22 protein-coding genes are annotated in these 23836 nt (G+C 43.0%); 11 read left to right on the top strand and 11 right to left on the bottom strand.

Annotated elements, in window-relative coordinates:
• Positions 1-5 precede the first annotated feature (5 nt).
• Positions 6-1808: a hypothetical protein gene (locus ACP26M_RS17960; protein ID WP_426582002.1), complete on the bottom strand. Its 1803-nt coding sequence runs from the start codon at positions 1806-1808 to the stop codon at positions 6-8.
• Positions 1809-2061: 253 nt separating this feature from the next.
• Here ACP26M_RS17960 and ACP26M_RS17955 point away from each other — a divergent pair, with 253 nt between their 5' ends.
• The 6 genes from ACP26M_RS17955 to secG all read left to right on the top strand — a co-directional run bounded on the left by ACP26M_RS17955 (position 2062) and on the right by secG (position 8212).
• Complete coding sequence (locus ACP26M_RS17955; RefSeq protein WP_354485717.1) at positions 2062-2919, top strand: hypothetical protein; 858 nt, start codon at positions 2062-2064, stop codon at positions 2917-2919.
• Positions 2920-3065: 146 nt separating this feature from the next.
• Positions 3066-4562, top strand: coding sequence for a MiaB/RimO family radical SAM methylthiotransferase (locus ACP26M_RS17950; RefSeq protein ID WP_426581999.1), 1497 nt, complete (start codon positions 3066-3068; stop codon positions 4560-4562).
• 84 nt (positions 4563-4646) lie between these two features.
• Complete coding sequence (locus tag ACP26M_RS17945; protein WP_426581997.1) at positions 4647-5903, top strand: sigma-54 interaction domain-containing protein; 1257 nt, start codon at positions 4647-4649, stop codon at positions 5901-5903.
• A 5-nt stretch (positions 5904-5908) separates the two neighbouring features.
• Positions 5909-6433: an LptE family protein gene (locus ACP26M_RS17940; protein ID WP_426581995.1), complete on the top strand. Its 525-nt coding sequence runs from the start codon at positions 5909-5911 to the stop codon at positions 6431-6433.
• A gap of 21 nt (positions 6434-6454) precedes the next feature.
• On the top strand, positions 6455-7834 hold the full coding sequence (locus ACP26M_RS17935) for a hypothetical protein (RefSeq protein WP_426581993.1): 1380 nt from the start codon (positions 6455-6457) through the stop codon (positions 7832-7834).
• Between the two features lie 9 nt (positions 7835-7843).
• A complete protein-coding gene (gene secG / locus ACP26M_RS17930) occupies positions 7844-8212 on the top strand; it encodes a preprotein translocase subunit SecG (protein ID WP_090534360.1) in 369 nt (122 codons plus the stop codon).
• Between the two features lie 520 nt (positions 8213-8732).
• Here secG and ACP26M_RS17925 read toward each other — a convergent pair.
• From ACP26M_RS17925 to ACP26M_RS17915, 3 genes are all read right to left on the bottom strand, one after another.
• Positions 8733-9071 carry a hypothetical protein gene (locus ACP26M_RS17925; protein WP_321557037.1) on the bottom strand — a complete coding sequence of 113 codons (339 nt, stop codon included), beginning with the start codon at positions 9069-9071 and terminating at the stop codon, positions 8733-8735.
• Positions 9072-9160: 89 nt separating this feature from the next.
• Positions 9161-10030: an aldose 1-epimerase family protein gene (locus ACP26M_RS17920; protein ID WP_426581990.1), complete on the bottom strand. Its 870-nt coding sequence runs from the start codon at positions 10028-10030 to the stop codon at positions 9161-9163.
• A 111-nt stretch (positions 10031-10141) separates the two neighbouring features.
• Complete coding sequence (locus ACP26M_RS17915) at positions 10142-12589, bottom strand: bifunctional YncE family protein/alkaline phosphatase family protein (RefSeq protein ID WP_426581988.1); 2448 nt, start codon at positions 12587-12589, stop codon at positions 10142-10144.
• 149 nt (positions 12590-12738) lie between these two features.
• Between ACP26M_RS17915 and ACP26M_RS17910 the strand changes: the two genes are divergently transcribed.
• The gene (locus ACP26M_RS17910; protein WP_090534366.1) at positions 12739-13188 is read left to right on the top strand and encodes a hypothetical protein; all 450 of its coding nucleotides are present in this window, start codon (positions 12739-12741) and stop codon (positions 13186-13188) included.
• Between the two features lie 80 nt (positions 13189-13268).
• On the opposite strand, the gene ACP26M_RS17905 is transcribed toward ACP26M_RS17910, so the two are convergent.
• From ACP26M_RS17905 to galB, 3 genes are all read right to left on the bottom strand, one after another.
• The gene (locus ACP26M_RS17905; protein ID WP_090534368.1) at positions 13269-14159 is read right to left on the bottom strand and encodes a helix-turn-helix domain-containing protein; all 891 of its coding nucleotides are present in this window, start codon (positions 14157-14159) and stop codon (positions 13269-13271) included.
• 133 nt (positions 14160-14292) lie between these two features.
• Positions 14293-15114: an SDR family NAD(P)-dependent oxidoreductase gene (locus tag ACP26M_RS17900; protein ID WP_176627837.1), complete on the bottom strand. Its 822-nt coding sequence runs from the start codon at positions 15112-15114 to the stop codon at positions 14293-14295.
• 231 nt (positions 15115-15345) lie between these two features.
• A complete protein-coding gene (galB, locus tag ACP26M_RS17895; RefSeq protein ID WP_090534372.1) occupies positions 15346-17778 on the bottom strand; it encodes a beta-galactosidase GalB in 2433 nt (810 codons plus the stop codon).
• Between the two features lie 728 nt (positions 17779-18506).
• Between galB and ACP26M_RS17890 the strand changes: the two genes are divergently transcribed.
• Positions 18507-18704: a hypothetical protein gene (locus tag ACP26M_RS17890; RefSeq protein ID WP_139160070.1), complete on the top strand. Its 198-nt coding sequence runs from the start codon at positions 18507-18509 to the stop codon at positions 18702-18704.
• A 47-nt stretch (positions 18705-18751) separates the two neighbouring features.
• Here the strand turns inward: ACP26M_RS17890 and ACP26M_RS17885 are convergent, their stop codons facing one another.
• Entirely contained in the window at positions 18752-19042 is a 291-nt protein-coding gene (locus tag ACP26M_RS17885) for a putative quinol monooxygenase (RefSeq protein WP_090534378.1), read from the bottom strand.
• Positions 19008-19646: an NAD(P)H-dependent oxidoreductase gene (locus tag ACP26M_RS17880; protein ID WP_426581984.1), complete on the bottom strand. Its 639-nt coding sequence runs from the start codon at positions 19644-19646 to the stop codon at positions 19008-19010. Before ACP26M_RS17880 ends, ACP26M_RS17885 begins: the two co-directional genes overlap by 35 nt.
• Before the next feature lie 99 nt (positions 19647-19745).
• Here ACP26M_RS17880 and ACP26M_RS17875 point away from each other — a divergent pair, with 99 nt between their 5' ends.
• The gene (locus ACP26M_RS17875) at positions 19746-20642 is read left to right on the top strand and encodes a LysR family transcriptional regulator (protein WP_426581982.1); all 897 of its coding nucleotides are present in this window, start codon (positions 19746-19748) and stop codon (positions 20640-20642) included.
• An 83-nt stretch (positions 20643-20725) separates the two neighbouring features.
• On the opposite strand, the gene ACP26M_RS17870 is transcribed toward ACP26M_RS17875, so the two are convergent.
• Together ACP26M_RS17870 and ACP26M_RS17865 are read right to left on the bottom strand one after the other, a co-directional pair.
• Positions 20726-21466 carry a hypothetical protein gene (locus ACP26M_RS17870; protein ID WP_090534384.1) on the bottom strand — a complete coding sequence of 247 codons (741 nt, stop codon included), beginning with the start codon at positions 21464-21466 and terminating at the stop codon, positions 20726-20728.
• A gap of 11 nt (positions 21467-21477) precedes the next feature.
• The gene (locus ACP26M_RS17865; RefSeq protein WP_175490114.1) at positions 21478-21870 is read right to left on the bottom strand and encodes a DoxX family membrane protein; all 393 of its coding nucleotides are present in this window, start codon (positions 21868-21870) and stop codon (positions 21478-21480) included.
• Between the two features lie 115 nt (positions 21871-21985).
• On the opposite strand from ACP26M_RS17865, the gene msrA reads away from it, so the two are divergent.
• Positions 21986-22531, top strand: coding sequence for a peptide-methionine (S)-S-oxide reductase MsrA (msrA, locus tag ACP26M_RS17860; protein WP_091174672.1), 546 nt, complete (start codon positions 21986-21988; stop codon positions 22529-22531).
• Positions 22532-22885: 354 nt separating this feature from the next.
• Positions 22886-23692 (top strand): 5'-nucleotidase, lipoprotein e(P4) family, encoded by an 807-nt coding sequence (locus ACP26M_RS17855; RefSeq protein WP_426581978.1) that lies wholly within the window; start codon positions 22886-22888, stop codon positions 23690-23692.
• The last annotated feature ends 144 nt before the right edge of the window (positions 23693-23836 follow it).

The raw sequence follows: 23836 nt of genomic DNA, 5'->3' as shown, positions 1-23836 counted from the left end.
CCTTATCAAAACTTCCCCTGGTCCATTAGCTTTTTTCGCTCTGCTTTTCTTTTCTGGCGTTGTGCCTTATTCTTTAACCGTTCTTCCTTGTTTTTGAGGTGTTCGTCAATGCGGTTCTTAGTGGCTTTTTGGCTTTCTTCATCAAGGCCGACGCATGGTTTTATACCTGTAAGCAGGGTTTTCCAGATAGTTTTAAAAAATGGCGAATCTTTAGGACGTTTATAGATCACTAATGACGAAGTGAGCTTCCCCTTATCATCAGGATTACTGCGCCTGATCACAAACAGGTTGGCATATATCGACATGATTGATTTCCTTTTAAAACGATCGTTAACCGTATCGGCTTTTAGTAGCACCACCTTTAAATCGTTATATAAAAAATCAACCTTGCCTTTAAATACTTTGCTGTTGGCCTGGATATCAAAGCTGAATTTTTTTACGCTGCCCGATGTCATTTTTACCATAGCCAAAGGCATGGTAGCTGGATTTAGCCTCCCAAATTCCATTGATCCTAATGTGCCTTTATAACTGAAAGCAGCATCTTCATCGCTTAAATTAAATTTCAATTGCACATCGAGCCGGCCACGGTTCATAAAATAGGTTGTCAGATCAACAAGGGTAATGTTGTTTTTGGCTATGGCCGATGGATTGTTGGTAATATTATAAATATGCCCGCTGGTATTGTTAAATGTAACGGTGCCTGTTTTTTGAGATTTTTTATTGAACTCGTTATAGATCACATCAACGTGCCGGATTTTCATGGTATCGATCCTTAAATCAAGGTTTAATTTCCTGATCATCATATTGGGGAACGTTTTAACCTTATCTGTTATAGGATCTGGTTTCTTACCCGGGTTGGTGAAAGCCGTTATCTTGCCATTTGTCATGGTTAGGCTTGAAGCAGAAACCGTGCGGTATTTGTGATAATTTAAGTAGTCAAAATTGTTTAGCTGCACAGAATCGGCCAGTAAGCCCAGCCGGTCTTTCTTGCTTTTATCAAAAAAAACATCCGACTTAGTAGGTTGCATAGCAAGGCCTTCGATATTTAGCCGTGATGTAAGGGTGGAGAGTTTAAGGTGCCTGATCTTATAAGTGTACAGGCCGCTTGGTGTTTCTCCGGTGTAATTGTTCAATTCGGTGACGATATCTTTGCAATAAAGCAGGCGCGATTTATCATATTGCGTAGCCGAATCAATGAGCAGGTCGTTTGCACTTAAGTTTAGCTCTTTAAGTTTGGAAATGGCCACCTTGTTGCCCGAGTAATCCTCATAGTTCAGGTTAACATCATTGAGCAGGATGCTGCCGATATGGATCGATTTCAAGCTTTTGGAGATCCGCTGCCAGGCCGTACGGCGATCTTTAATAACAGTATCCCTGGTATGGTTTAGCTGGTAGCTTACATTCAGGCGCGGCTCATTCAGGATGATTTGCCCAATATTAAGTTTTTTTTGAAAATAGAGCTTAAATGGATGCACATGGTTAAGCACCAGCCGTTTTACCTTGAGCTCAACCAGGGTATTGGGGGCCAGGCGTAAACGCTTTTTTTGATTATAAACTGTCGTGTCGGGCTTAAGGGTTATATTGTAAATAATAATTTTGCCCTGAAGGATATGCAGCTCGGCATCCGAGAAATCGGCTTTATAAAGGCTATCACTGCTGCTTAATACCACATCCTTTACCTTGGCGGCCAAAATGGGCGACCAATACCTGTTTACTACTACAGCCAGCAGCAATATCACTATAACCGGTATCAGCACAAATTTGAACGTTCTTTTTTGCCACTGGTGCTTTAAAAAATTGAGTGCCATTTACCGGTTGTTACTTTTTTACCTGTGTTTTATGCTTTAACAGCAAGTTAGTAACTTTTGTTACAGTTGATGGGCGGGTAAACTGTTTTTTTATAAAAACTCATACTTAATTCATCGTTTTTGAAGGTGCCTGTAGTAGTTTGCATGTTGTTGATTAACTGATATTGTGGTTTTGTTTAACTGTTAAGCAACCCTCGGGGATTTCAGGGCGTTATGTCTATATAAAACCTTTTTTAACACTAATAGACTCCCGATGAAAACAAAAATGTACTTAGCCCTGACAGGCTCAATTGTTTTAACTTTATTAGCGGCATCGTGCAAAAAAAATCACGACAACAACCCAACCGCACCTAAAGCTGTTACCGGCGTACAGCTTACCTCAAATGCAACATTTGGTAGCATCATAACGGATAATAACGGCCGTGCGTTGTACCTTTTCTCTGATGATGCGGCCAACGTTTCAACTTGTACCGGTGGATGCGCTGTAGCCTGGCCTGCCTTTTATAAAGAAAACCCATCTATAGGTACCGGCCTGGCAGCTGCCGACTTCGGCGTTATCACCAATGCCGACGGGAACAAGCAAACTACCTATAAAGGCTGGCCTTTATATTATTATGCAAAAGACGTGGCTGTTACCGATGTTAACGGTGATGGTGTTGGCAAATCATGGTTTATAGCCAAGCCGGATTATACGGTCATGGTTTCCTACGCGCAACTGATAGGGCATGATGGTAACCAATACACAAGCAAAGGTATCGCCGGTACTGAAAATTCACAATATATCACTGATGCCAATGGCCGTACTTTGTACCTGTTTACCAAGGATACGTTTAAGACAAATAAATTCAGCACAGGTGTAGCAGCACATGACGCTAACTGGCCAATTGACGCGGTAACGGCGGTTCAAAGTGTTCCTTCTATTTTAAATAAAGCCGACTTTGATGTGATAACCGTATTCGGACAAACACAACTGGTGTACAAAGGGCATCCGCTTTACTATTTTGGTCAGGACAATGGTGTTAAAGGTAGTACTAAGGGTGTTAGCTTCCCTACGCCCGGTGCAGCTATCTGGCAAATCAATAATACCACCACTGTAGCTTTAACGCAGTAAGTGACGGCTTATTTGAATAGGATAAACGGGTAATGCGAAAGTGTTACCCGTTTTTTATGAAATGAATGAGATTTTATTTAATACTGACAATATGTCATTTAGGTATTTAAATTTTGTTTATTTTTGCAAACTAATTTTTTATATAAATGATGGATTTGCTTATTCCGGATAAAACACATGATGAGAGCAGGCAGGGTGAGGCGTTAATGTTAAAAGCCGAAACAGCTAAAAATAATGGCCGCAAGCTTTATATTGAAAGCTACGGCTGTGCCATGAATTTTTCTGACAGTGAGATAGTTGCATCGATATTGGCCGAAAGCGGTTTTGAAACCACTGCCGACTATAGCGTAGCCGATGTTATTTTCATCAACACCTGTTCTATCCGCGAAAATGCCGAACAACGCGTACGCAACCGTTTAAAAGAGTTTACCGTTGCCAAGGTGAAAAATCCGGGCCTGGTAGTAGGTGTATTGGGCTGTATGGCCGAACGCCTGAAATCAAAATTCCTGGAAGAAGAAAAATTAGTTGATGTTGTGGTTGGTCCGGATGCGTACCGCGATCTGCCGAACCTCATTAACCAGGTAGATGATGGTCAAAAGGCAGTTAACGTGCTGCTCTCCCGTGAGGAAACTTATGCCGATATCAGCCCGGTACGCTTAAACAGCAATGGTATCAATGCATTTGTATCCATTATGCGCGGGTGCGACAACATGTGCTCGTTTTGCGTGGTACCCTTTACCCGTGGCCGCGAGCGCAGCCGCGACCCTTTATCGATAGTTGCCGAATGCCGCGACCTGTTTGACAGAGGTTATCGTGAGGTTACCTTGTTAGGCCAAAACGTAGATTCATATAAATGGACCTCTCCCCAACCCTCTCCAAAGGAGAGGGCTTTAGAAGGGCAAATTGAAGCAGGCGTTGAAAATGACAAAAGCCTCCCCTTGGGGGAGGTTGGAGGGGTAAACTTCGCCAACCTGCTGGAAATGGTAGCACAGATCGATCCTGATCTGCGGGTTAGGTTTTCAACCTCACATCCAAAGGATATTACCGATGAGGTGTTGTATGCCATCAATAAATATGATAACATCTGTAATTATATCCACCTGCCGGTACAATCGGGCAACAGCCGCATTCTTGACCTGATGAACCGTACATATGATCGTGAATGGTACATCAACAGGATCGACGCTATCCGCCGTATCATTCCTGATTGCGCTATATCAACCGATGTGATCACCGGTTTTTGCAGCGAAACTGATGACGAGCACAAGGATACTGTAAGCATGATGGATTATGTGAAATATGACTTTGCCTACATGTTTAAGTACAGCGAAAGGCCGGGCACGTTAGCGGCAAAACGCTATGCCGATGATATACCGGAAGAGGTAAAACAAAAACGCTTAACCGAAATTGTAGCCAAGCAACAGGAATATTCTTTTTACAGAATGCAGGCCCGCATTGGCAGGGTGGAACGTGTACTGATAGAAGGTTTCTCCAAAAAATCAGACAAAGACTATTGCGGCCGCAGCGATCAAAACGCGATGGTAATTTTCCCTGTTGGTGAAAATTACAAGCCGGGGCAATACGTAAACGTATTGGTTGAACGCAGCACTACAGCTACGTTGATAGGGAAAGTAGTTGATTGAGTTTATTAGGTTGATTGAGTGAGTAGTTGTTAGGTGATTAACCATTCACTTAATAAACCCAATCAACCACTCACTAACAAAACAATGGAAGTACAGGAAATAAAACAACGCTTCGGGATCATTGGCAATTCGCCATTGCTTAACCGGGCTATAACTATAGCAAACCAGGTTGCTCCTACTGATATCTCGGTATTAATTACCGGCGAGAGTGGTAGTGGTAAGGAGGTTTTTTCGCACATCATACACCAAATGAGCCCGCGCAAGCATGGGCCTTTTATTGCCGTTAACTGCGGCGCCATACCTGAAGGTACTATTGATTCGGAACTTTTTGGTCACGAAAAAGGAGCTTACACGGGCGCGGTTGGTGAGCGTAAAGGTTATTTTGAAACCGTAAACGGTGGTACCATATTTTTAGATGAGATTGCTGAAATGCCCCTGGGTACACAGGCCCGTTTGCTGCGGGTGCTCGAATCGGGACAATATATCAAAGTAGGTTCGTCGAAAGTAGAGAAAACCAACGTACGCGTTATCGCGGCTACCAATGTTGATGTATACGAGGCGGTGAAGAACGGCAAATTTCGTGAGGACCTTTACTATCGTTTAAACACGGTACCTTTGAAGATTCCGCCATTGCGCGACAGGAAAGAAGACGTGTTTCTGCTGTTCCGCAAGTTTACGGCTGATTTTACCGACAAATACCGTACGCCGCCCATCCAGCTTGATGAAGAAGCGCAGCAGGTATTAACCAACTATTCGTGGCCGGGTAATGTAAGGCAGTTAAAAAACATGGCCGAACAATTGGCCGTACTTGAGCGCGACAGGATCATCACTGCCCAAACGCTGCTTACCTATATCCCGCACGAGGCCGGCGCGCGTAACCTGCCAATGCGTTTGGACAATCAGCCTAAAGAAGATTTTTCTGAACGTGACATCCTCTATAAAGTATTGTTTGATATGAAGCGGGATATGGTAGAGTTGAAAAAACTGGTGGCTGATATTATTGAGCATGGCGGTGTTTCGCCCCATTATGCTAATAATCCGCAAACCTTAAATCAGCTTTACCGCGATATTGAGCTGCATGGTAATAACGAACCACAATTTACTTTACAACAACCCGTTAATACCGTTACAAACAATAGCAGTAATAGCAGCACTATCGACGGTTTTAATATAACACATGATGCCGAAGAAGTAGAGGAATCATTATCGCTGATTGAAAAGGAATCAGACCTGATCCGCAAAGCTTTGAAAAAACATAAGGGTAAACGCAAACTTGCCGCTAATGAACTGGGGATTTCTGAGCGTACATTATACAGGAAAATAAAAGAACTAAACTTATAAAATTGATGAAAAAACTTTTGGGGATTATTTCAGTGTGTGTGCTGATACTTATATGCCAATCATGTTACACGCTCAAAAATCAATCGATCCCGCCCAGTTTGAAGACCATCAATGTGCAGTTTTTTGAAAACAACGCCCCGCTGGTGGTAAATAACCTAAGCCAAACTTTCACCGAATCGTTAAAAGACAGGATTCGTACCCAAACCAGCCTAAGCTTAGTCCGCGGCGAGGCCGATGCAACCATGTCGGGCGCTATTACCGGTTATTCTATCGCTCCGGCATCTATTCAGGCTACTGCAAATAATGTGGCCCCAATTGCTGATGCTAACAGGCTAACTATTACCGTTCGTGTTAAATTTTCATTTGATGCCGCGAAAACTCCGGCAGATAAAAAGCTTAGTTTTGAGCAAAGTTTTACTAAGTTTGCTGATTACCGGGGGGATATTTCTTCGCAGGAGCAGGGGCTTATACGGCAAATTAATAAGCAATTAATTGATGATATTTTTAACGCAGCCTTTTCTAATTGGTAGGCAATTTGTATTTTCAACCACGTGGATCAATATTTGAACAGCAGGCAATACGAAATATTAGATGAACTGTTGGCCAACCCGGCCGAAACAGGTTCTTTTTATGGTTATAACTTGCAGCAACTGGTTGATGCCTACCCGCAAAGCGGTATTTTGCGTGCTTTGCTTGCCCATGCCGGCACCAATAAAGATGTCCAACGCGCGGCCGTTTATTACAAACCCGTTTTACTGCATAAATTAATTCAGGAGCCCGAAGGCCTTTCTCCGGTAAATTCATCACAGATAATTAACCTGCTTGATGTGGCCCCGGTAAATAATGCGCCAGCCTCCGAAAACTATTTTAATATCGGTCCCGCTGTTGATGATCAAGCTGATACACTGCCGCCTATCTCCGAAGATTTAATCGAAGACACAGATCAGGATAAGAGCAGCTTCAATTTTATCAATACCAATGATCATGAGCCTGAAATTGCGGATGCGGAACCGGTAACGGAAGTTGCTGATCCGGGAGCAGCTGCAATTAAGCCCAACGGGGAATCAATTTCATCTACCCATGATATAGATGATGAGGTTTACGATGAAATTGTTGGGATCGAGAATATAAGTATAGGCCGGGCTAACGTGAATGAACCTGTTGCTGCCGATATTAATACAGATGCAGCGATAAACGATAAAACAGAGGTGGCCGATGAGCCGCCGGTTGCCGTTGACGAAGCTAAAGAAGTAAGGGACGATGTAACTGAAAAATGGATAATCGGTAATATTGCGTCAACAGATTATTTTTTGTTTGATAACTCGGTTGTTGACACAAGGAGTGAAGATAAAGCCATGTCTCAGGAGTCGGCTCCGCAGCCGGCAGGAATTGAAGCTACTGAACAGCAGGAGGTTTTATCAAAGTACAACGACGAGAAAATGCCTTATACCTTTATGTGGTGGTTAGATAAAACCCGTAAGGAATATGCATCAACTTATCAGCCTTATAATATTGAAACGGTTGCACAGCCAAAAAAACCTGTAGCATCTGATAGCCAAACTACTGATGCATTACAGCATCAGTATTATGAAAATATCTTCCATTCGCAATCCCTGGAAGAGCTGGAGAAAACCCCTCAGCCCGATGTGCCGGAGATAAAAAGAAAAGAAGATATCATTATTGAGAAATTTATTAAGGAGGAGCCCCAGATCAGGCCGCCATCAATTGATAAGCTCGATAATGAGAACAAAGCGAAGAAGAGCTCGGAAGACAGAAATGACCTGGTAAGTGAAACATTAGCCCAAATTTACATCGACCAGATGTTATATCACAAAGCTATTGCAACTTACAAAAAATTGATGTTGAAATTCCCGGAAAAAAGCCGTTACTTTGCAAGCCAAATTGAGGAGTTAGAGAAGAAAACTAATTAATATAAAGAAATGTATATCGTTTTAATCATTGTTACCGTAATTGTATGCGCTCTGTTAGGGCTTATCGTACTTATCCAAAACCCTAAAGGCGGTGGTTTGGCATCAAATTTTTCAAGCTCATCACAATTAATGGGTGTACAAAAAACCGGCGACTTTTTAGAAAAAGGTACCTGGGCGTTAGCTATTACCCTTATGGTTTTGTCATTGGCTATTAACGTTGCTGTAAAAGGCGGCTCATCAAACAATGCAGACAATCCTGCGCTGCGTGAGCAAATTGAAAAAGCTTCAAAACCAAGCAACGCGCTTCCTTCATCAACTCCGGCATTAACGCCGTCTGCTACACCGGCAGCTCCTAAAGCTGATAGCAGCAAAAAATAATAAATAATCAATTAAGATATGTTGAAGGCCTCTGGAAATATCCGGGGGCTTTTTTATTTTCTGTCCCATCCGGGGCTTTCAGAGATTTAAGTTAATCCACAAAATTGTTTGTCGTTTAATCGGCAAGGCGTGTTGTTTTGCCCCTCTGGGGCAAAGGATACTTCTATTTTTCATGCTACAAACCTTTTGCACCTCTGGTGCACCCGTCCATAAGCAATTAATATATGTTTATTAAATCGTAAAAGTCTTCCCGGAGGGAGAAATTGTTTGCAGAAATAGCATTCTACTTTTTCGTCCCATCAGGGTCTCTCATAGAGGACCCTGATGTTGATAATTATATTATCTTATCGTAAATTTTAGTCTAAATGTTACATCTTAATAAGACTGCTTGCAAGGTAATCTGCCGGGTACCTCAGGGTCCTCTCCGAGAGACTCTGAGGAAACATAATATTCATGGAATATCCCAACAAAAAACGCCCCCGATTTCGTCGGAGGCGTTTTTTATACAAGATGATTCAAATTATAATATCAGGATCAATACCAAAATGATGATGATAATAGCACCTACTGAAAGGTAAATGCCGCCGCCGCCAAGGGCATTGGCTTCTTTTTTCATTGATTTTAATTCGGTACGCAATTCCTTACGTTCGGCTTTGGTAAGCTCCGATTTATCCATCGCTTTGATCTCATTTACGCGGGCCTTGATCTCCTCAACACGGGCTTGTTTTTGCTCGGTCGTCATGGTTGCTATTTCTTCCTTGCTTAGTGGGGTAAGCGCGTGGCTATCAGCAGCAAAGGTGCTTAATGCTGTAAATGACAGCAGCATGGTGAGGGCTAATAAATAAACTTTAGTTTTCATAGTTTTAATATTTAAGTGATTCTTTCTATGAAAGAGAAAAAATGCGAAAAATGTTTTACCGAAGTATAAAATTATTGTAACCCAAATGTTTATAAGCAAACAAAATAGGCTGATTCAAAAACATGTCCCACGCTTAATTTTTGGATAGCTTCTTTATCCTTAATGTCAACGTGGTTGCCTTCGGTATCGGCGCAGCCCAGCCATGGTTCTATGCAAACAAAATCAGCCCCCGGTTTGGCCCATAAACCAAGATAATTAAAATGAGGAAATTCAAGCGCTAAGGTTTGATCATGTTTATCGCTTTTAATAGTTACCATGCGCGATTTTAAATCTTTAAAAACAAGCGCGTCATCCTTAAACAGGTCGCGGGTTAAATAAAGTTTTTTGTTGGGAGTTGGCACAGGATGGGTTATGCCGTTAAAAAAGCCATCTTTTGATAAAAGGTGAGTGTTAAAATGTTCTTCAGTTTCAAACCCCAAGTAATAGTCCTCATAGTTTTCGCCTTTGTTAAAGGGTACATTAAATGCCGGGTGCCCGCCGACAGAAAAATAGATTGATTTTTTATCGAGGTTGATCACTTTATAGGTAATCCTAAGCGCGTTATCAATAAGGTGATACAGGATCTGGAAATCAAATTTAAAAGGATAAACCTTTAAGGTATTTTCGCAATTTGGTAACGAATAGCTTGCCGATGTCTCATCCGACTCCAATAAGAAAAATTCCGACTGCCTTGCAAAACCATGGCGCGACATGGCATACTTTTCACCATCAACCAAAAGTTCATTATTAATAAGGCCGCCTACTACCGGGAAAAGATTGGGGGCATGCCATGGCCATATTTTTTCATCGGCCTGCCACATATGTTCAATACCTGTGGCTTTATTGATAAATGAAATCAGTTGAGCGCCTTTGGTGTCGATAGCTACTTTAATGTGGTCGTTTTCTAAATGAGTGATCATAGGTGTATAATTAATGTAAAAGCCCGGCTTTATAAATCATAAACCGGGCCTTAAACCAATGTATTAAGAATTCGTTAATTGGACAACTTCCGGTTCAACGAAGTTAACAAATCAATCATCATCCTGTTCTTTTTTAGGTTCTAAAATTACAAAAGCGCTCCTTTTTGGTGCTGGCATAACGGATGCTTCGCCTTTTACGTATTTCCAAACCACTTCATTCAGGTCGATATCGGGGGCGGCGTCTTCCTTGGCAAAATTAAACAGTTCCGAACGTTTGCTGCTCTCGTTTACAGCTATATTCCGCTGTTCCAAATCAACCTGTGCCGGCTTGGCGGTATATGGCGTAAGGTTGGGCTTGCTGGTGAAACAATCATACAGCGGCATAGCGGCTGCATCATACTGGCTCATTGGAGGCAAGCCTAAAATAAGCTCGATGGTACGCAAAACACCCGAGGTTGAATACATGCCGTGGATCACAGCGTTACGTTTTACATACGGACCGGCCACAAACACCGGCGAGCGGTGGGCATCAATATGGTCGGGGCCGTTTTGGGCGTCATCCTCCAAAATAAAAACAACCGACTCTTTCCAGATCGAACTGTGGGATAAATGTTCAATGAACTGGCCTATGGCGAGATCATTATCGGCCACGGCGGCAATAGGTGATATAGCGCCTTTACGCTGCCCGCTGGTATGGTCATTTGAAATACGCACGGTGTTAAAATGCGGCACCGCGTTTATAGTGAGTAAGGAATCAAAGTCATGGGCCCAGATTTCTGTACGTTTTACATCTTTCACATTCAGGTCAAAGCCGGGCGACTTGATACAAAAATGCCCTTCAAGCGATTTTAAGTTTGCTTTACCGGGATTACCATCGCTCACAAACTCGCCGTAAGTACGATAGGTTACACCGGCGCGTTTGCAATAATCCCATATAAAGCCATCGCGCGGATAGGCGGCTTTGCGGGTACCTTCAAAATCATAATTACCACCACGGCTTCCGTAGCTGGTTGGCCATGTTTTTTCTACAAAATCAGTAGCATAGGCAGCCATGCTCCAGTTGTGGCCGTCGGCGCTTACTTCGGCATCAACGTAAAAGTTATCAAGCAGTACAAATTCATTGGCAATAGCGTGATGGTTAGGCGTTACTTTTTTACCGAAGATGCACAACGAAGTATCGCCGTTCCCTTGCGGCATATCGCCTAAAACCTGGTCGTAAGTGCGGTTTTCTTTAATAATATAGAACACATATTTAATAGGCGACTTTTCGCCCAGGCGCCGCGGAATGGGATTGCCTTCTTCTCCCTTGGCTGTTTTTTCAACTTTAGCTGTAAACGGTGTATTGGCGTAAACTTGTTTGGTGTAAGTTTTCAGTTCGGCATCAGACGGGCTGTTGATAAATGACAGCGTACCTTTAAACAGGCCACCTATGTATTGCTCCCGGCTGTTGATGGCCCCTTGCTTGTAACCGCTGTTATCGGTTTTTTTAACCGGCTGCGGCCCTTTAGGATTGGCCATTGATGAAAACCCTTTGCCGTTTGATACCAGGATTTTATTGCCCAATACTTTTACGTTGGTTGGGTACCAGCCTACCGGGATAAAGCCCTTGCTTTTGCTACTGCCCGGCATAGTAACATCAAATAAAGCAAGGCAATTATTATCCGCGTTGGCTATATAAAGCGTTTTTCCGTTTGGCGATAAGGCCAGGCCGTTGCTGGTTGAACCGGTGAGGCGGGTAGGATAAAGCGCGGTAGAAATAGTTTCTATTATTTTATGAGTTGAAGTGTTTATTACAGATACCGCATTATCGTTCGCATCGGCCACATACAGGAATTTCCCTTTCTTATCTAAAAGCAGTTCGTTAGGATGGCTGCTGGTTTTAATGGTGCTGAGCGTTTGCGTAGCTATGTTGTAAAAACCAAGCATATCACCACCCCATAAAGAGATGTACAGCGTTTTTTCATCGGGCGATAAAATGCAGCTGTAGGCCTCGGCCGGCAGTTTTACCTGTTTCAGAATGTCTTTTTTATCAGGATCGATAATATAAAGGGTGCTGTCTTCCTTTGTCACCGAATACAGGCGGCTGTTACTTTTGTTAGCTACCATGCCGGTAGGGCAAACCTTATTTTTGGGCCAGGCATTCGGTGCTAATTTGATGGTATCCGGGGTGCCCAATTTGCTACCGGCGATGTTGAATACCAGGATCCAGTTGTCATTACCACCCGATGCATATAGTTTTTTTTCATCACGACTGAAAGCAAGTCCGTACCATGATTTTTTAACCACTACCTCATCAAGCAGTTTTTCATTTTTAGGGTCGATGAGCTGTACCGACTGGGTGCTTTGGCCGTTGTTGGTAACAGCTAATAATTTACCCGATACGGAAAGCTGCATATTCAGCGGCAGATCGCCAAGCGGTAAAGACCTGCCCGCGGGACTAAGCTTCCAGCCGTTGGGCAATAATACCTGCCCTGTTTGTTCAATTTTTCCCGGAGTTTGAGCGAATGATTGTAAAGCCGCACATAAAAGAACAATGCCGGCGATGAGTTTTAGTTTCATAAGAAAACGATTGTAGCCAAAATTACAAAATCGTTTTATTCCGAAAGGCTTGTTAACAGAAACTTAATACAACTTTATATCTACAGATTTTCTACAGAATTTAAAATTGCTATTTTAGTAAACTTGAATTTGAACAAATAGTTTCTGCTATGTTTAATTTATTCAGAAAGAAGCAAATACCACTCATAACACATCAATATAAAAACTTGATTATTGCCCTTCCTGCGCATTGGCAGTATGAATCTGAAGGAGAGGATCAGGAAGCTTGCTTTGATCCGAAATCGAAAAGTAGCCTTCGTTTTAATATTATGGAGGCAATTCCTCCGGAAGGAATTAATGAAGACGAAAATTTAAAACTTTTGATTGCCGGTTTGCCTTATGCAACCACCGTGCATGGAACAATTTTGGCAGGACCTGCTTATAAAGAATCGGAAGATAATGGTGCAATGATTATGCTTATCACCTGGCGATTGATAAAGCCTGAAAAAACGATTGCGGTTATTACCTATACGGTTTTGTCTGCTGAAAAAGATTCAGCATCAGAAAAGAAAACCCTAAACCTGATCAGAACTTCGCTGCTAAATGCGCAATTAACATAGTTTAGCAATAAACTAAAAAACAAATCTTTCGTGACGCATGATTTAGCCTCTGGTCAGCATACAATAAGCGTATCCGGCCGTTAGTTAAGTAACTGTTTTTTAAACTGGTTAGGGCTGATACCTGTTTCTTTTTTAAACAGCCGTGAAAAATATGGAAGGTTCTCAAAGCCAAGTTCGTATGCTATTTCAGAAACACTTTGGTAATCACTTTTAAGACGGTTTTTTGCCTCGTTTATAAGGTAAATATGGATCAGTTCAATAGCAGTTTTTCCTGTTTCCTGCTTAAGCATATCACTTAGGTAACGAGGTGATAAATTAAGTTGTGAGGCCAGCGCGTTAACAGAGGGCAGTCCCTGGGTTAGCAATAAGCCGTTGGTAAAATAAGCTGCTAATACTTCATTAAACTTTGATACTGTTTTACCCGAAAGCTCTGTACGGTTAATAAACTGGCGTTTGTAAAACCGTTGCGAGTATTTCAGGATAGAATCGATATGCGTAAGTATAATATCGCGGCTATATTCATCGGTGTTATTGTGATATTCGGCTTCTATCTTGTAATAAAGGTCCCACATGATCTGCTCTTCCGATGGCGAAAGGTGCAGCGCTTCGTTGGCTTCATAATCAAAAAAAGCATATTTGCTGATTTCGTTATGCAGAAAGTGGCCGTTCAGAAAATCCTCGTGGATGAACATGATAAACGCATCCTCATCGTACTCCACACTGTTAAACTGGATCACCTGCCGGGGTTTGATGAACATCATGCTGCCATTATCATGATCATATTTTGTGCGGCCATACATGATCTGGCCTGCCTTAAGTTTTTTAAACCCGATCATGTAAAAATCAGATGTAAACTCTCTTTCGCCAAACCCACAGGTGTGGGTACACCTGTACAAGCTGAATAGCGGGTTCTCCGGCATCGGGAAACCGTTGGAGCGGTGCATATCGGCCAAACTTTTAAAATGCTGCATGATGAATAAAGTTAAACAAATCTACGCCGAATTGCGGCGTAGATTATATCAAATAATACCATTTATATAGAAGCCGAAAGCAGAACGCTTAAAGCCCAAAGCTATGGTCTGATTATTAACAGGAACTATAATATTATTTACCGTGCGCAGCGGCAGCTACCTCGTTCCAGCTATCCCACTCGGCAGCACGGCCTTCATAAGTTTGTTTAACCCATGGATACGCGTGTTTACCTAGGAATAACCGCAACGGAGGGTTTTCGGTGTCAATCAGTTTCAGCACAGCATCTGTAGTAGCTTCCGGTACACCGAAAATATCGGTGTCATTTAAACCAGCCTGGAAAGCTGCCCTTACCGCGTCATATTCCGGCATTGCCACGGTTTGCGCGGCAGAAGCACCGGCCCAATCAGTTGCAAAGCCGTTAGGTTCAATCAGCGAAACGTTTATTCCAAAGCCTTTTACTTCGGCGGCCAGGGTTTCACTTAAACCTTCTACCGCAAATTTAGAGGCGTTATATAAGCCCAGCACAGGTAAAGTAACGAGGCCAAGCACGCTCGAAAGCTGGATAATATGGCCGTAGCCTTGCTCGCGCATTACAGGTAACACTGCCTGTGATAACCATAGTAAGCCAAAAAAATTGGTTTCCATCTGCTCGCGGGCTTCCTGCTCGGTAGTTTCTTCAACGCTGCCGAATAAACCGTAACCTGCATTGTTGATCAGCACATCAATACTGCCGAAGTGTTCTTTTGCTTTGCTGATGGCCTCAAAATCTGCCTCGCGGTCATTAACATCCAGTTGCAGCGGTAAAATATTGTCGCCATATTTATTTACCAGGTCATCCAATGCGCTCAGGTTACGAGCGGTTGCTACTACTTTATCGCCTCTTTGCAGTAATGCCTCGGCCCATAATTTACCGAAGCCACGTGATGCGCCGGTAATGAAAATTGTCTTTGCCATTTTTGTTGTTTTTAAATGATAGCACAAAATTAATAGGGCAAACACAGGCTGATTTATACAGAAGTGGGGAACAATGATACATTTTTACGCGGGGGCTTGTGATTGGTAATGAGAGTGTCATTAAGCGTAAATATCGGCAGAGATTATGGTATGTAAAAAGCAAAAACCCGTCAACGGGAGACGGGTTTTTGCTTCAAACTCCCTCTCCAAAGGAGAGGGCCGGGGGTGATGTTATTTACTTTTCAGTACCAGTGTAGCACTTTTCAATCCATCAGCCGAGGCGGTTAAAGTGATCGTGCCGGCTTTTTCTTTGGCCTGTACTATGGCCAGCGCAAGGCCATGAAATGCTTTTCGGTAATCAGCTTTAAACGGATCATGGCTAACCGGATCGCCGTTGTCAACGCTGGCAATGGAGCCCTCGCCGGCAATCTTAAAGTTTACCTTGTTATCAGCATCAGGTACAACGTTGCCGTCTTTATCCAATATTTTTACGGTGATAAATGACAGGTCCTGACCATCGGCTTTGATCTGCGAACGGTCGGCAGTCAGTTCGATTTTTGCAGGAGCCCCGGCGGTATGGATCTCGCGGGTTAACACGGTTTTGCCGTTTTTGCGTGATATAGCTTTCAGCGTGCCGGGCTGGTATTTTACACGCCACATCACATGCAGGTCGTCGCCGGTTTTCTTTTGGATGCCCAATGATTTACCGTTCAGGTAAAGTTCAACCTCATCGGCATTGTTATAGTATGCCCAGATGTCGATCATTTTACCGGGCTGCCAGTTCCAGTGCGGGAAAATATGGAGCACATTTTTATTGGTCCACTCGCTTTGGTACATATAATATACATCTTTAGGGAAGCCGGCCAGGTCAATAATCCCGAAGTATGAGCTGCGCGATGGCCATGAATATGGAGTTGGTTCGCCCAGATAGTCAAAGCCCGTCCAGATGAACATGCCCGAAAGGAAGTCGTACTTTTTCATCACCTTCCAGGTCATTTCATGTGTTGATCCCCATGGTGGTCGGGTGTTGTCATATGCCGAAACATTGTTGCCTTCCCTTACAAAAGGTTTATCATAGCTTGGCGGCCAAACCCTGATGCTATCCGAAGGCATTTCATAATAACCACGCGTTTCCAAACCCGAAGTAGTTTCAGTAGCAATAAACTTTTTACCCGGGTAACGGTCATGAAACTTAGCGTAATCAAACTGGTGATAGTTATAACCAACCAAATCAATAGCACCCGATTTTATAATTTTGTTGGTGCTATCCGGACGGTCATTAGCCGTAGTGAGCGGGCGGGTTTTATCGAGGCTGTGAACAATAGCCGCCAACTCAGGCGCAATGCGTAAGGCGCTGGTATCTGCCTGTTGCGGGATTTCGTTGCCGATACTCCAGATCATGATGCTTGGGTGGTTGCGGTCGCGTTTGATTTGGTCTTCCAGGTCGCGTTTATGCCATTCTTTAAAGTACAGATGATAATCGTAAGTAGCCTTTTTCCATTCCCAGCAATCAAAGGCCTCATCCATCACAATAAAACCCATTTTATCGCAAAGGTCGAGCAGTTCGGGAGCCGGAGGGTTGTGCGAGGTGCGGATGCCATTACAGCCCATCGCTTTGAGCATCTGCAACTGACGCTCCAATGCACGGTTGTTAATAGCTGCGCCAAGGCTGCCAAGGTCATGGTGATTACAAACACCTAAAATCTTCATCGGCTTCCCGTTCAGGCTGAAACCTTTATCGGCATCAAAATTAAAATAGCGGATCCCTACGGTGGTGGTATATTCATCAACTACTTTTTTGCCTTCAATAAGCTGGGTAACGGCTTTATATAAGTACGGGTTCTCTACCGACCAAAGCACCGGGTTTTTTACCGTAAGGGTATTGGTTATCGTTAAAGGCTCATTTTTATTTTGCGCTGCCGATGTAGCTTCGCCCGCGGCGGCTACCTGTTTACCGGCCGCGTCATAAAGTTTGGTGCTGATAAGCACCTGCGGCGATGACTGGTCATTATGCAGTTGTACCTGTACATTTACTTTGGCAGACGCATCGCTGATATCGCTCGTAGTTACATAAGTACCCCAATGATCGATAGCGGTTTTGTTGGTAGTAACCAACCACACATGGCGGTAAATGCCCGAACCTGAGTACCAGCGCGAATTTGGCTGCACCGAGTTATCAACTTTAACAGCGATAACGTTATTACCGCCGAAATTTAAGTAAGGAGTAAGTTCATACCTGAAAGAGATATACCCGTTTGGCCGGAAACCAAGGTGATGGCCGTTGATCCACACATCACTTTTTTGATATACGCCATCAAAATCAATATAAACCAATTTGCCTTTTGATGAAGCAGGAACAGTAAAAGTTTTACGGTACCAGCCAATGCCGCCGGGCAGGGCGCCGCCTTCAGGTGTGGCCGGGTTATCTTTTGAAAATTTACCTTCAATACTCCAGTCATGCGGCAAATTGAGCACGCGCCATTTGCTGTCGTTCAGCGTTGTTTTTTCGCCGTTTTCAACAGCGCCGAGGTTAAAGCGCCAGCTTTTATCAAAATCAAGTTTCTGCCGGTTTTGGGCAAAAGGTTTTAACGCGGCCAGCGTCAGGACGGCAAGGATGCATGCAAACTTATAAGCCCCGGCGCGGTGGGTTTTTATTGATGACATAATATCGTTTGAGATTAAATGTATTTTGGACACTAAATTATAAATAATAGGCTAAAAGCAAAGGAATAGTATAAATTAACCGGGGGGATCGCTTTATGCTAAATTATGTGTAAAATATCAAACTACATCTTAGATGCTGTTTAAGAATGATTAAATGAGACTACTATATCCGCCACGTCATTGCGAGGTACGAAGCAATCCCCGACTATACAGGGCGGATTTGCTTAGCGGATCTGCCTCTTGGGGATCGATTCGTGCCTCGCAATGACGGCTTTTATATAATTTTTAAACAGCTTCTTAGTGTTTAATACTATTTTCTCTAACATTCCGTTTCAAGATTCAATGAAAGCAATCGCCTTTATCATGTTAATTTTTATGGTGCTCATTTCCGTAATACCGGGGAAAGCGGCGCCTGTGAATAACATGTCGAAAGAGTGCTGTCGTCATATGGATCATATGCCGCAGAAACAGCATGGCGGTCAAAAAGGATGTGACGGTGGCACGTGCGTGACTTTGCTATCATGTAATAATTGCTGCTTTTTAAAAGTTGAACCTGTCAAGGCCGGACCTGTTGCCGTTATTATTAGTAGCAATGCTCCTTTGCTTTACCTCGCAGGCAATTTATCCGATTACGCAAACACCTGCTGGAACCCTCCGAAAGCTTGATAAAAACACATCTGCCTGTTTTCAATAGTGTATCTTTTTATTAAAAATTCAAATTAAAAATCATGAAAAAGTTTCTTTTCATCACCACTGTGATGCTGTTTACCATATTTAATATTTCGTTTGCTAATACGCCTTGCTGCAATAACAAAATGAACCATTGCACCAAATGCGCAAAGTCATGCACCAGGCCAACGTGTTTAGATAACTGCAGCAAATCATGCAAAGCCTCGGGCGATTGCAATAAAACCTGCGGTAAATAACAAAACGCCCCCGGTAGAAACCGGGGGCGTTTTGTTAACTATCAATTTTAATGAACCTTATCGGTTTTATATATCCCAAGCGGCCCATCTATAATATCAACAATCTGCTTACTGAACAGTTGGAAATGCTCCTGCTTAACATGCTGATCAAGCCCTTCCTGGCTGGCCCAGGTTTCGTGAAAAATAAACTGGGTTTCGTCAGTTGTTGACTGGTATAGCTCGTATTGCAAACAGGCTTCTTCCTGGCGGGATGCTGCTACCAGCTTATCCAAAAAATCTTTCATTTGGGCAGTGGTGCCGGCCTTACACTTCACTAAGGCTGTTAAGTAAATTTTCATGGCTTGGGTTGTTTTGAGTAAATAGTTTGTTTAAATGTTCGTGGTAGCGTTGCAGGTTCTCCTCAATATTAGCGTTTTTCATTACGTCATAAAAGTGGATACTTTCTAAAGCCTGCATGCCGGTAAAGGCGTTCATGCGGTGAAAGCCAAACAGCGGACCTTCGTCAACACTGCGTTCATTAAAAAATTCGCCGGGTAGGGTGAAAGCTGTAATAGGGGCATTCCACGATGTAGTGAGCATGTATTTTTTGCCCTGCATTAAGCCACCTGTGCCGTAATTAATACCGGGGTTTTCGGCGGTGCGGCCATCGCTGCGGTAAATGCCGTTTTGATACCCGGCGGTAAAAACTTCGTCGATATATTTTTTAAAGGCATGCGGTACCTGGAACCACCAAACCGGAGTGTGGTAAATGATCACATCGGCCCATTTATAGTTTTCGGCTTCCTGCATCGGATCGTAAGCGTTATTTACGTCGGTTGAACGAACTTCAAAATCAGGATGAGCGGTAAAATACTGCACGGTAGTATCCAATAAAGTTTTGTTAAATCTTCCGCCGGAGTGACCGAAGATCTGCCCTCCGTTTATTACAAATATGTTTGTCATTTATTTTCTGTTTTAATTTTCATCAAAATTACACCGGCTTAATTAATTATTAAAATAGTATAATTTATACATTTGTATCATAATTATAATAGATAAGCTATGGTGAATTTTGAATGGTTCCGTACGTTTAAGGCGATCTATGAAACCGGGTCGCTAACCGGGGCTGCCGAAGCGCTGTTTATTTCGCAGCCGGGCGTGAGCCTGCATTTGAGCTCATTGGAAAGCTATGTGGGCTACAAATTGTTCGACCGTACTTCGCGTAAAATGGTATCCACAGAGCGGGGTAAGATCTTATACAACTATATCCTGGAGGCAATCAGCAAGCTGGAAGATGCCGAGCGGCATTTTCATAAAAGCACCGAAAAAGATATACCAACCATAAGTATAGGGATGTGCTTTGAAACTTTTCAGTTTACGCTTGAATCCTACCTGCCCACATTGCCTTTTAATGTGATCATTAAATTTGGCGAATACCCCGAAATGCTGGCCGACCTGGACAATGGCATCCTCGATATGATTGTTACGCCTCATAAGGGCGATTATAAAGGTCTTGAGTATAAACCGTTTTTTAAAGAACGGATAGTGGTGCTGGCCGGGGCCCAAACACCAACCGACGAGTTTAACGAACTATTGAAAACTAAAGACCTTAACCGGATCCAGGCCTGGCTTAAAGCCCAAACCTGGTACGGCTCATCTGGCGATATGGAACACCTGCGGCGCTTCTGGCATATCAACTTTGGTAAAAGGCCCGATTTTAAACCCAATTTCATTGTGCCAAACATGGGCTCCATTATCCGCTGTCTCAGCAATGGCAAGGGGATAGCCGTGATCCCCGACTTTCTTTCAAAAAAGGAGCGCGATAGCGGCAACATCAAATTGCTTTGGGAAGGATGTAATTTAATTGAGAACACCTTGTACTTTGGCACCCGGAAAAAATCTATTTATACAGAGCAGATAGCCGTGGTGCAGGAAATTTTTGAGCGGGAGATGGTGTAAGCCTCTAATCGCCGCCGCTCACCTCCGGCGAGTGGCAACTATCGGGGCGCCTCTGGCCGCCGTGGCAAAAGAAGATCATGTGATTATTGAAACTCAAACATGTCTTTGCTAAGGCCACCCGTATACCATCTGCCATTTATAAAGTAATAAGTTTCCTTACCCAAAATGATCATAGGGAAATTACCTGCAATTTTTTGTTTGGTCTTGTTTTTTGCGGTGATAAAGTGATCGTATATGTCTTGCTTAACGCTGTAAAAGACATTTTGCTGCGTGTCGAAGGCTAAAACTGTGTTATTGTCATAGGCATAGTTTTCTTTAGGGCGAGGTTTTGAATCAACAAAATCATGTACACTGACTTTTAATTTGCAGTTGTTAACACTGTTGCCAACCAAACGCAATTTAATGCGATACTCTTCCTGTTGTTCGCCGGATTCTCCGGTAAGATATCTTAAAACATGCATGGCCTTGTATAGATGTTGGCCATCCACGCAGATGATCAGTGTATTTCCTAACCCAACCCCCGATCCGCCTCTTACTGCATAGTTAATCGCAATGAAGTTTTTATTCAATAACCTAATGTCAGGAGGTTCTCCCCAAAAATCATCTATTGTAATAATATCCTTGAGGCAAATCATTTTAAGCACGTGGTTTGCATAGTCAGGAACGATCTTCACCGTTTGATTTTTACCATCGATCGAAATTATGTGATATGTTTTTGTGTCTCTCCCGGTTGCTTTTGCTTCGTATGTTTTCAGTTCATCCTGAGCAAATGCATGATTGAATGAAAGCGTAAGGATAGTAATAACTAAGGCGCATTTGTTCATAAGGCAGGTATTTACACCGTTGGTGTGGCCGTAAAAATACTCGCGTAATATTTACGATAGGCAAACAGCAAAAATACCTCTAAAACGATAACTGCCAGTCCAATTGGCAAACCGGCCGGTGCCAAAATGGCATGGAACAGGAATATATTAAGTGCAATAGGCAGCAGCAATAACACAAACAGTGCCGTATACCGGTTAATAATTAAAAACAGGCCGCTGGTTATTTCAATTACCTTCATGTATTGAAAAAAATAACCTGAACCAAATAACCCGCCGCTAAATGCCTGTGCCTTATCGCTCATGGGCGGTTGGGCCATATGCAGAAACTGGAAAAAGAAGTTTAAACCAAACACCACGAAGACCAGGCCCAGCAAAACGCGGGCAATTAATACTGCAATTTTCATAATTAATAGGTTTAATATAAGGTTAAACACTAAGTTTAGTAATTTAATTGACATATTCAAATCCGCCTCATAGCTAACTATTTAAACAGGCATTACTTTTGATAAAACAGGACATATGAACATTCAAAAAATAACTTTTGGCAACGGTTGCTTTTGGTGCACCGAAGCCGTTTTTCAATCGCTTAAAGGTGTAACATCAGTAACCTCGGGTTATATGGGCGGCAAGGTTTTAAACCCAACCTATGAGCAGGTTTGTACAGGCGCTACCGGTCATGCCGAAGTGATTCATCTGGAGTATGATGCGGACGTGATCTCGTTTGATGAATTGTTATTGGTTTTCTTTAAAACCCATAACCCAACAACGCTTAACCGCCAGGGCAATGACGTGGGCACACAATACCGCTCGGCTATATTTTATTATACAGATGAACAAAAGCAAGCTTCAGAAGCGATGATCAAAACGCTTACAGATGAGCAGGTTTTTGACGATCCTATCGTAACCGAAATCACCCCGGCAAGTACATTTTACAGCGCCGAAGATTACCACCAGAATTATTTCAACGATAATCCTAATAAGTCGTACTGCGCGTTTGTTATCCAGCCAAAACTCAATAAATTTGCCAAGGAGTTTAAGGATAAAATAAAGCCGGAGCTGTTATAAGGTATACTGTGGTTATCCCGAATTTATTTCGGGATCCCACTTGCTAAGTCCAGATGGATGTGTGAGTTGCTAAGATAAGTTGCTCATGATATGTTAAAAAAGGGCGTCATCCCGAACTTGTTTCGGGACCCCACAGGACAAGCCGCATGAAGTATACCTAGCAAGTGGTGTGCTGAAACAAGTTACCATGACAACTTAAAAAAGGGGTGTCATACTGAGCCCGTCGAAGTATGGCGGGCAGGCCTCTGCGCACGAGTCTTCGACAGGCTCAGACTGACAGGCCCTCTTTGTCATCTAACCTTCAGAGGCCCCGGATTTAAACACTCAGCATGTCAGCCTTTTTAATCAACCCATATGAAAAAAAGCTATAGCTATCTATTTTCAGGCCTGTTGTTATTCAGCGCCTGCTCATCTGTTAAAAAAACGGCCAATCCTAATTCCAGCATTACCAACGATGGTAAGATCTGGGCTTCATTATGGCAGCAGCGGGCGGCGGAGTACAAAGCATTATGCTTTCAGGCCTATAACGTAGCTAAACTCAGGGTTGATGAAGGGATTAAGAACCCTGGGGATAAACCGCTGGCCATTGTTACCGATATTGACGAAACCGTGCTGGACAATAGCCCCTATGATGCTCACCGCGCCTTGCAGAACTTAGATTACAGCGATGCCACCTGGAAACAATGGACCGACAAAGCTCTTGCTGATACCGTGCCGGGCGCACCTGCCTTTTTTAAATACGCTGCATCAAAAGGGATCACGATATTTTACATCACCAACCGTAATGAAAATGAGCGGGCAAGTACGTTAAAAAATCTGCAGTTGTATGGATTGCCTAATGCGGATGACGAACACCTGCAGTTGAAAACTACTTCATCCAGCAAGGAAACGCGCCGTCTTAACGTTTTAAAAACACATAACATCCTGCTGCTTTGCGGCGATAACCTGCCCGATTTTGACCTGTTGTATGATAATCACCCGGCCGAAGAAAGCAGGACGGCTACTACACAAAAGCTGCAAGCGGAATTTGGCAAAAGGTATATTGTTATTCCCAATCCTTCATATGGTGATTTTGAGGGGGCACTTTTCCGGTTTAATTATAAGCTTAGCCCTGCCCAAAAAGATTCGGTGATCAGGGCGAAAATCAAAGCCGATCAGTAAAGCTACTGATCTTTAACGGTTGACGGGGGATAGCCGCCCGGGCAGGTATATAACTTAATTGTCTGTATTTACGTATATTTACACGCTGATCCCGCTGTAGGTGTAATTATTTTATATAGCTAAAAGCATTTTATTTAGTTTAAT

The sequence above is a fragment of the Mucilaginibacter sp. R-33 genome (assembly GCF_049949235.1).
GTDB lineage: Bacteria > Bacteroidota > Bacteroidia > Sphingobacteriales > Sphingobacteriaceae > Mucilaginibacter.
Note: the sequence above shows the minus strand (reverse complement) of the source record. Positions and strands in the feature narration are given on the sequence as shown.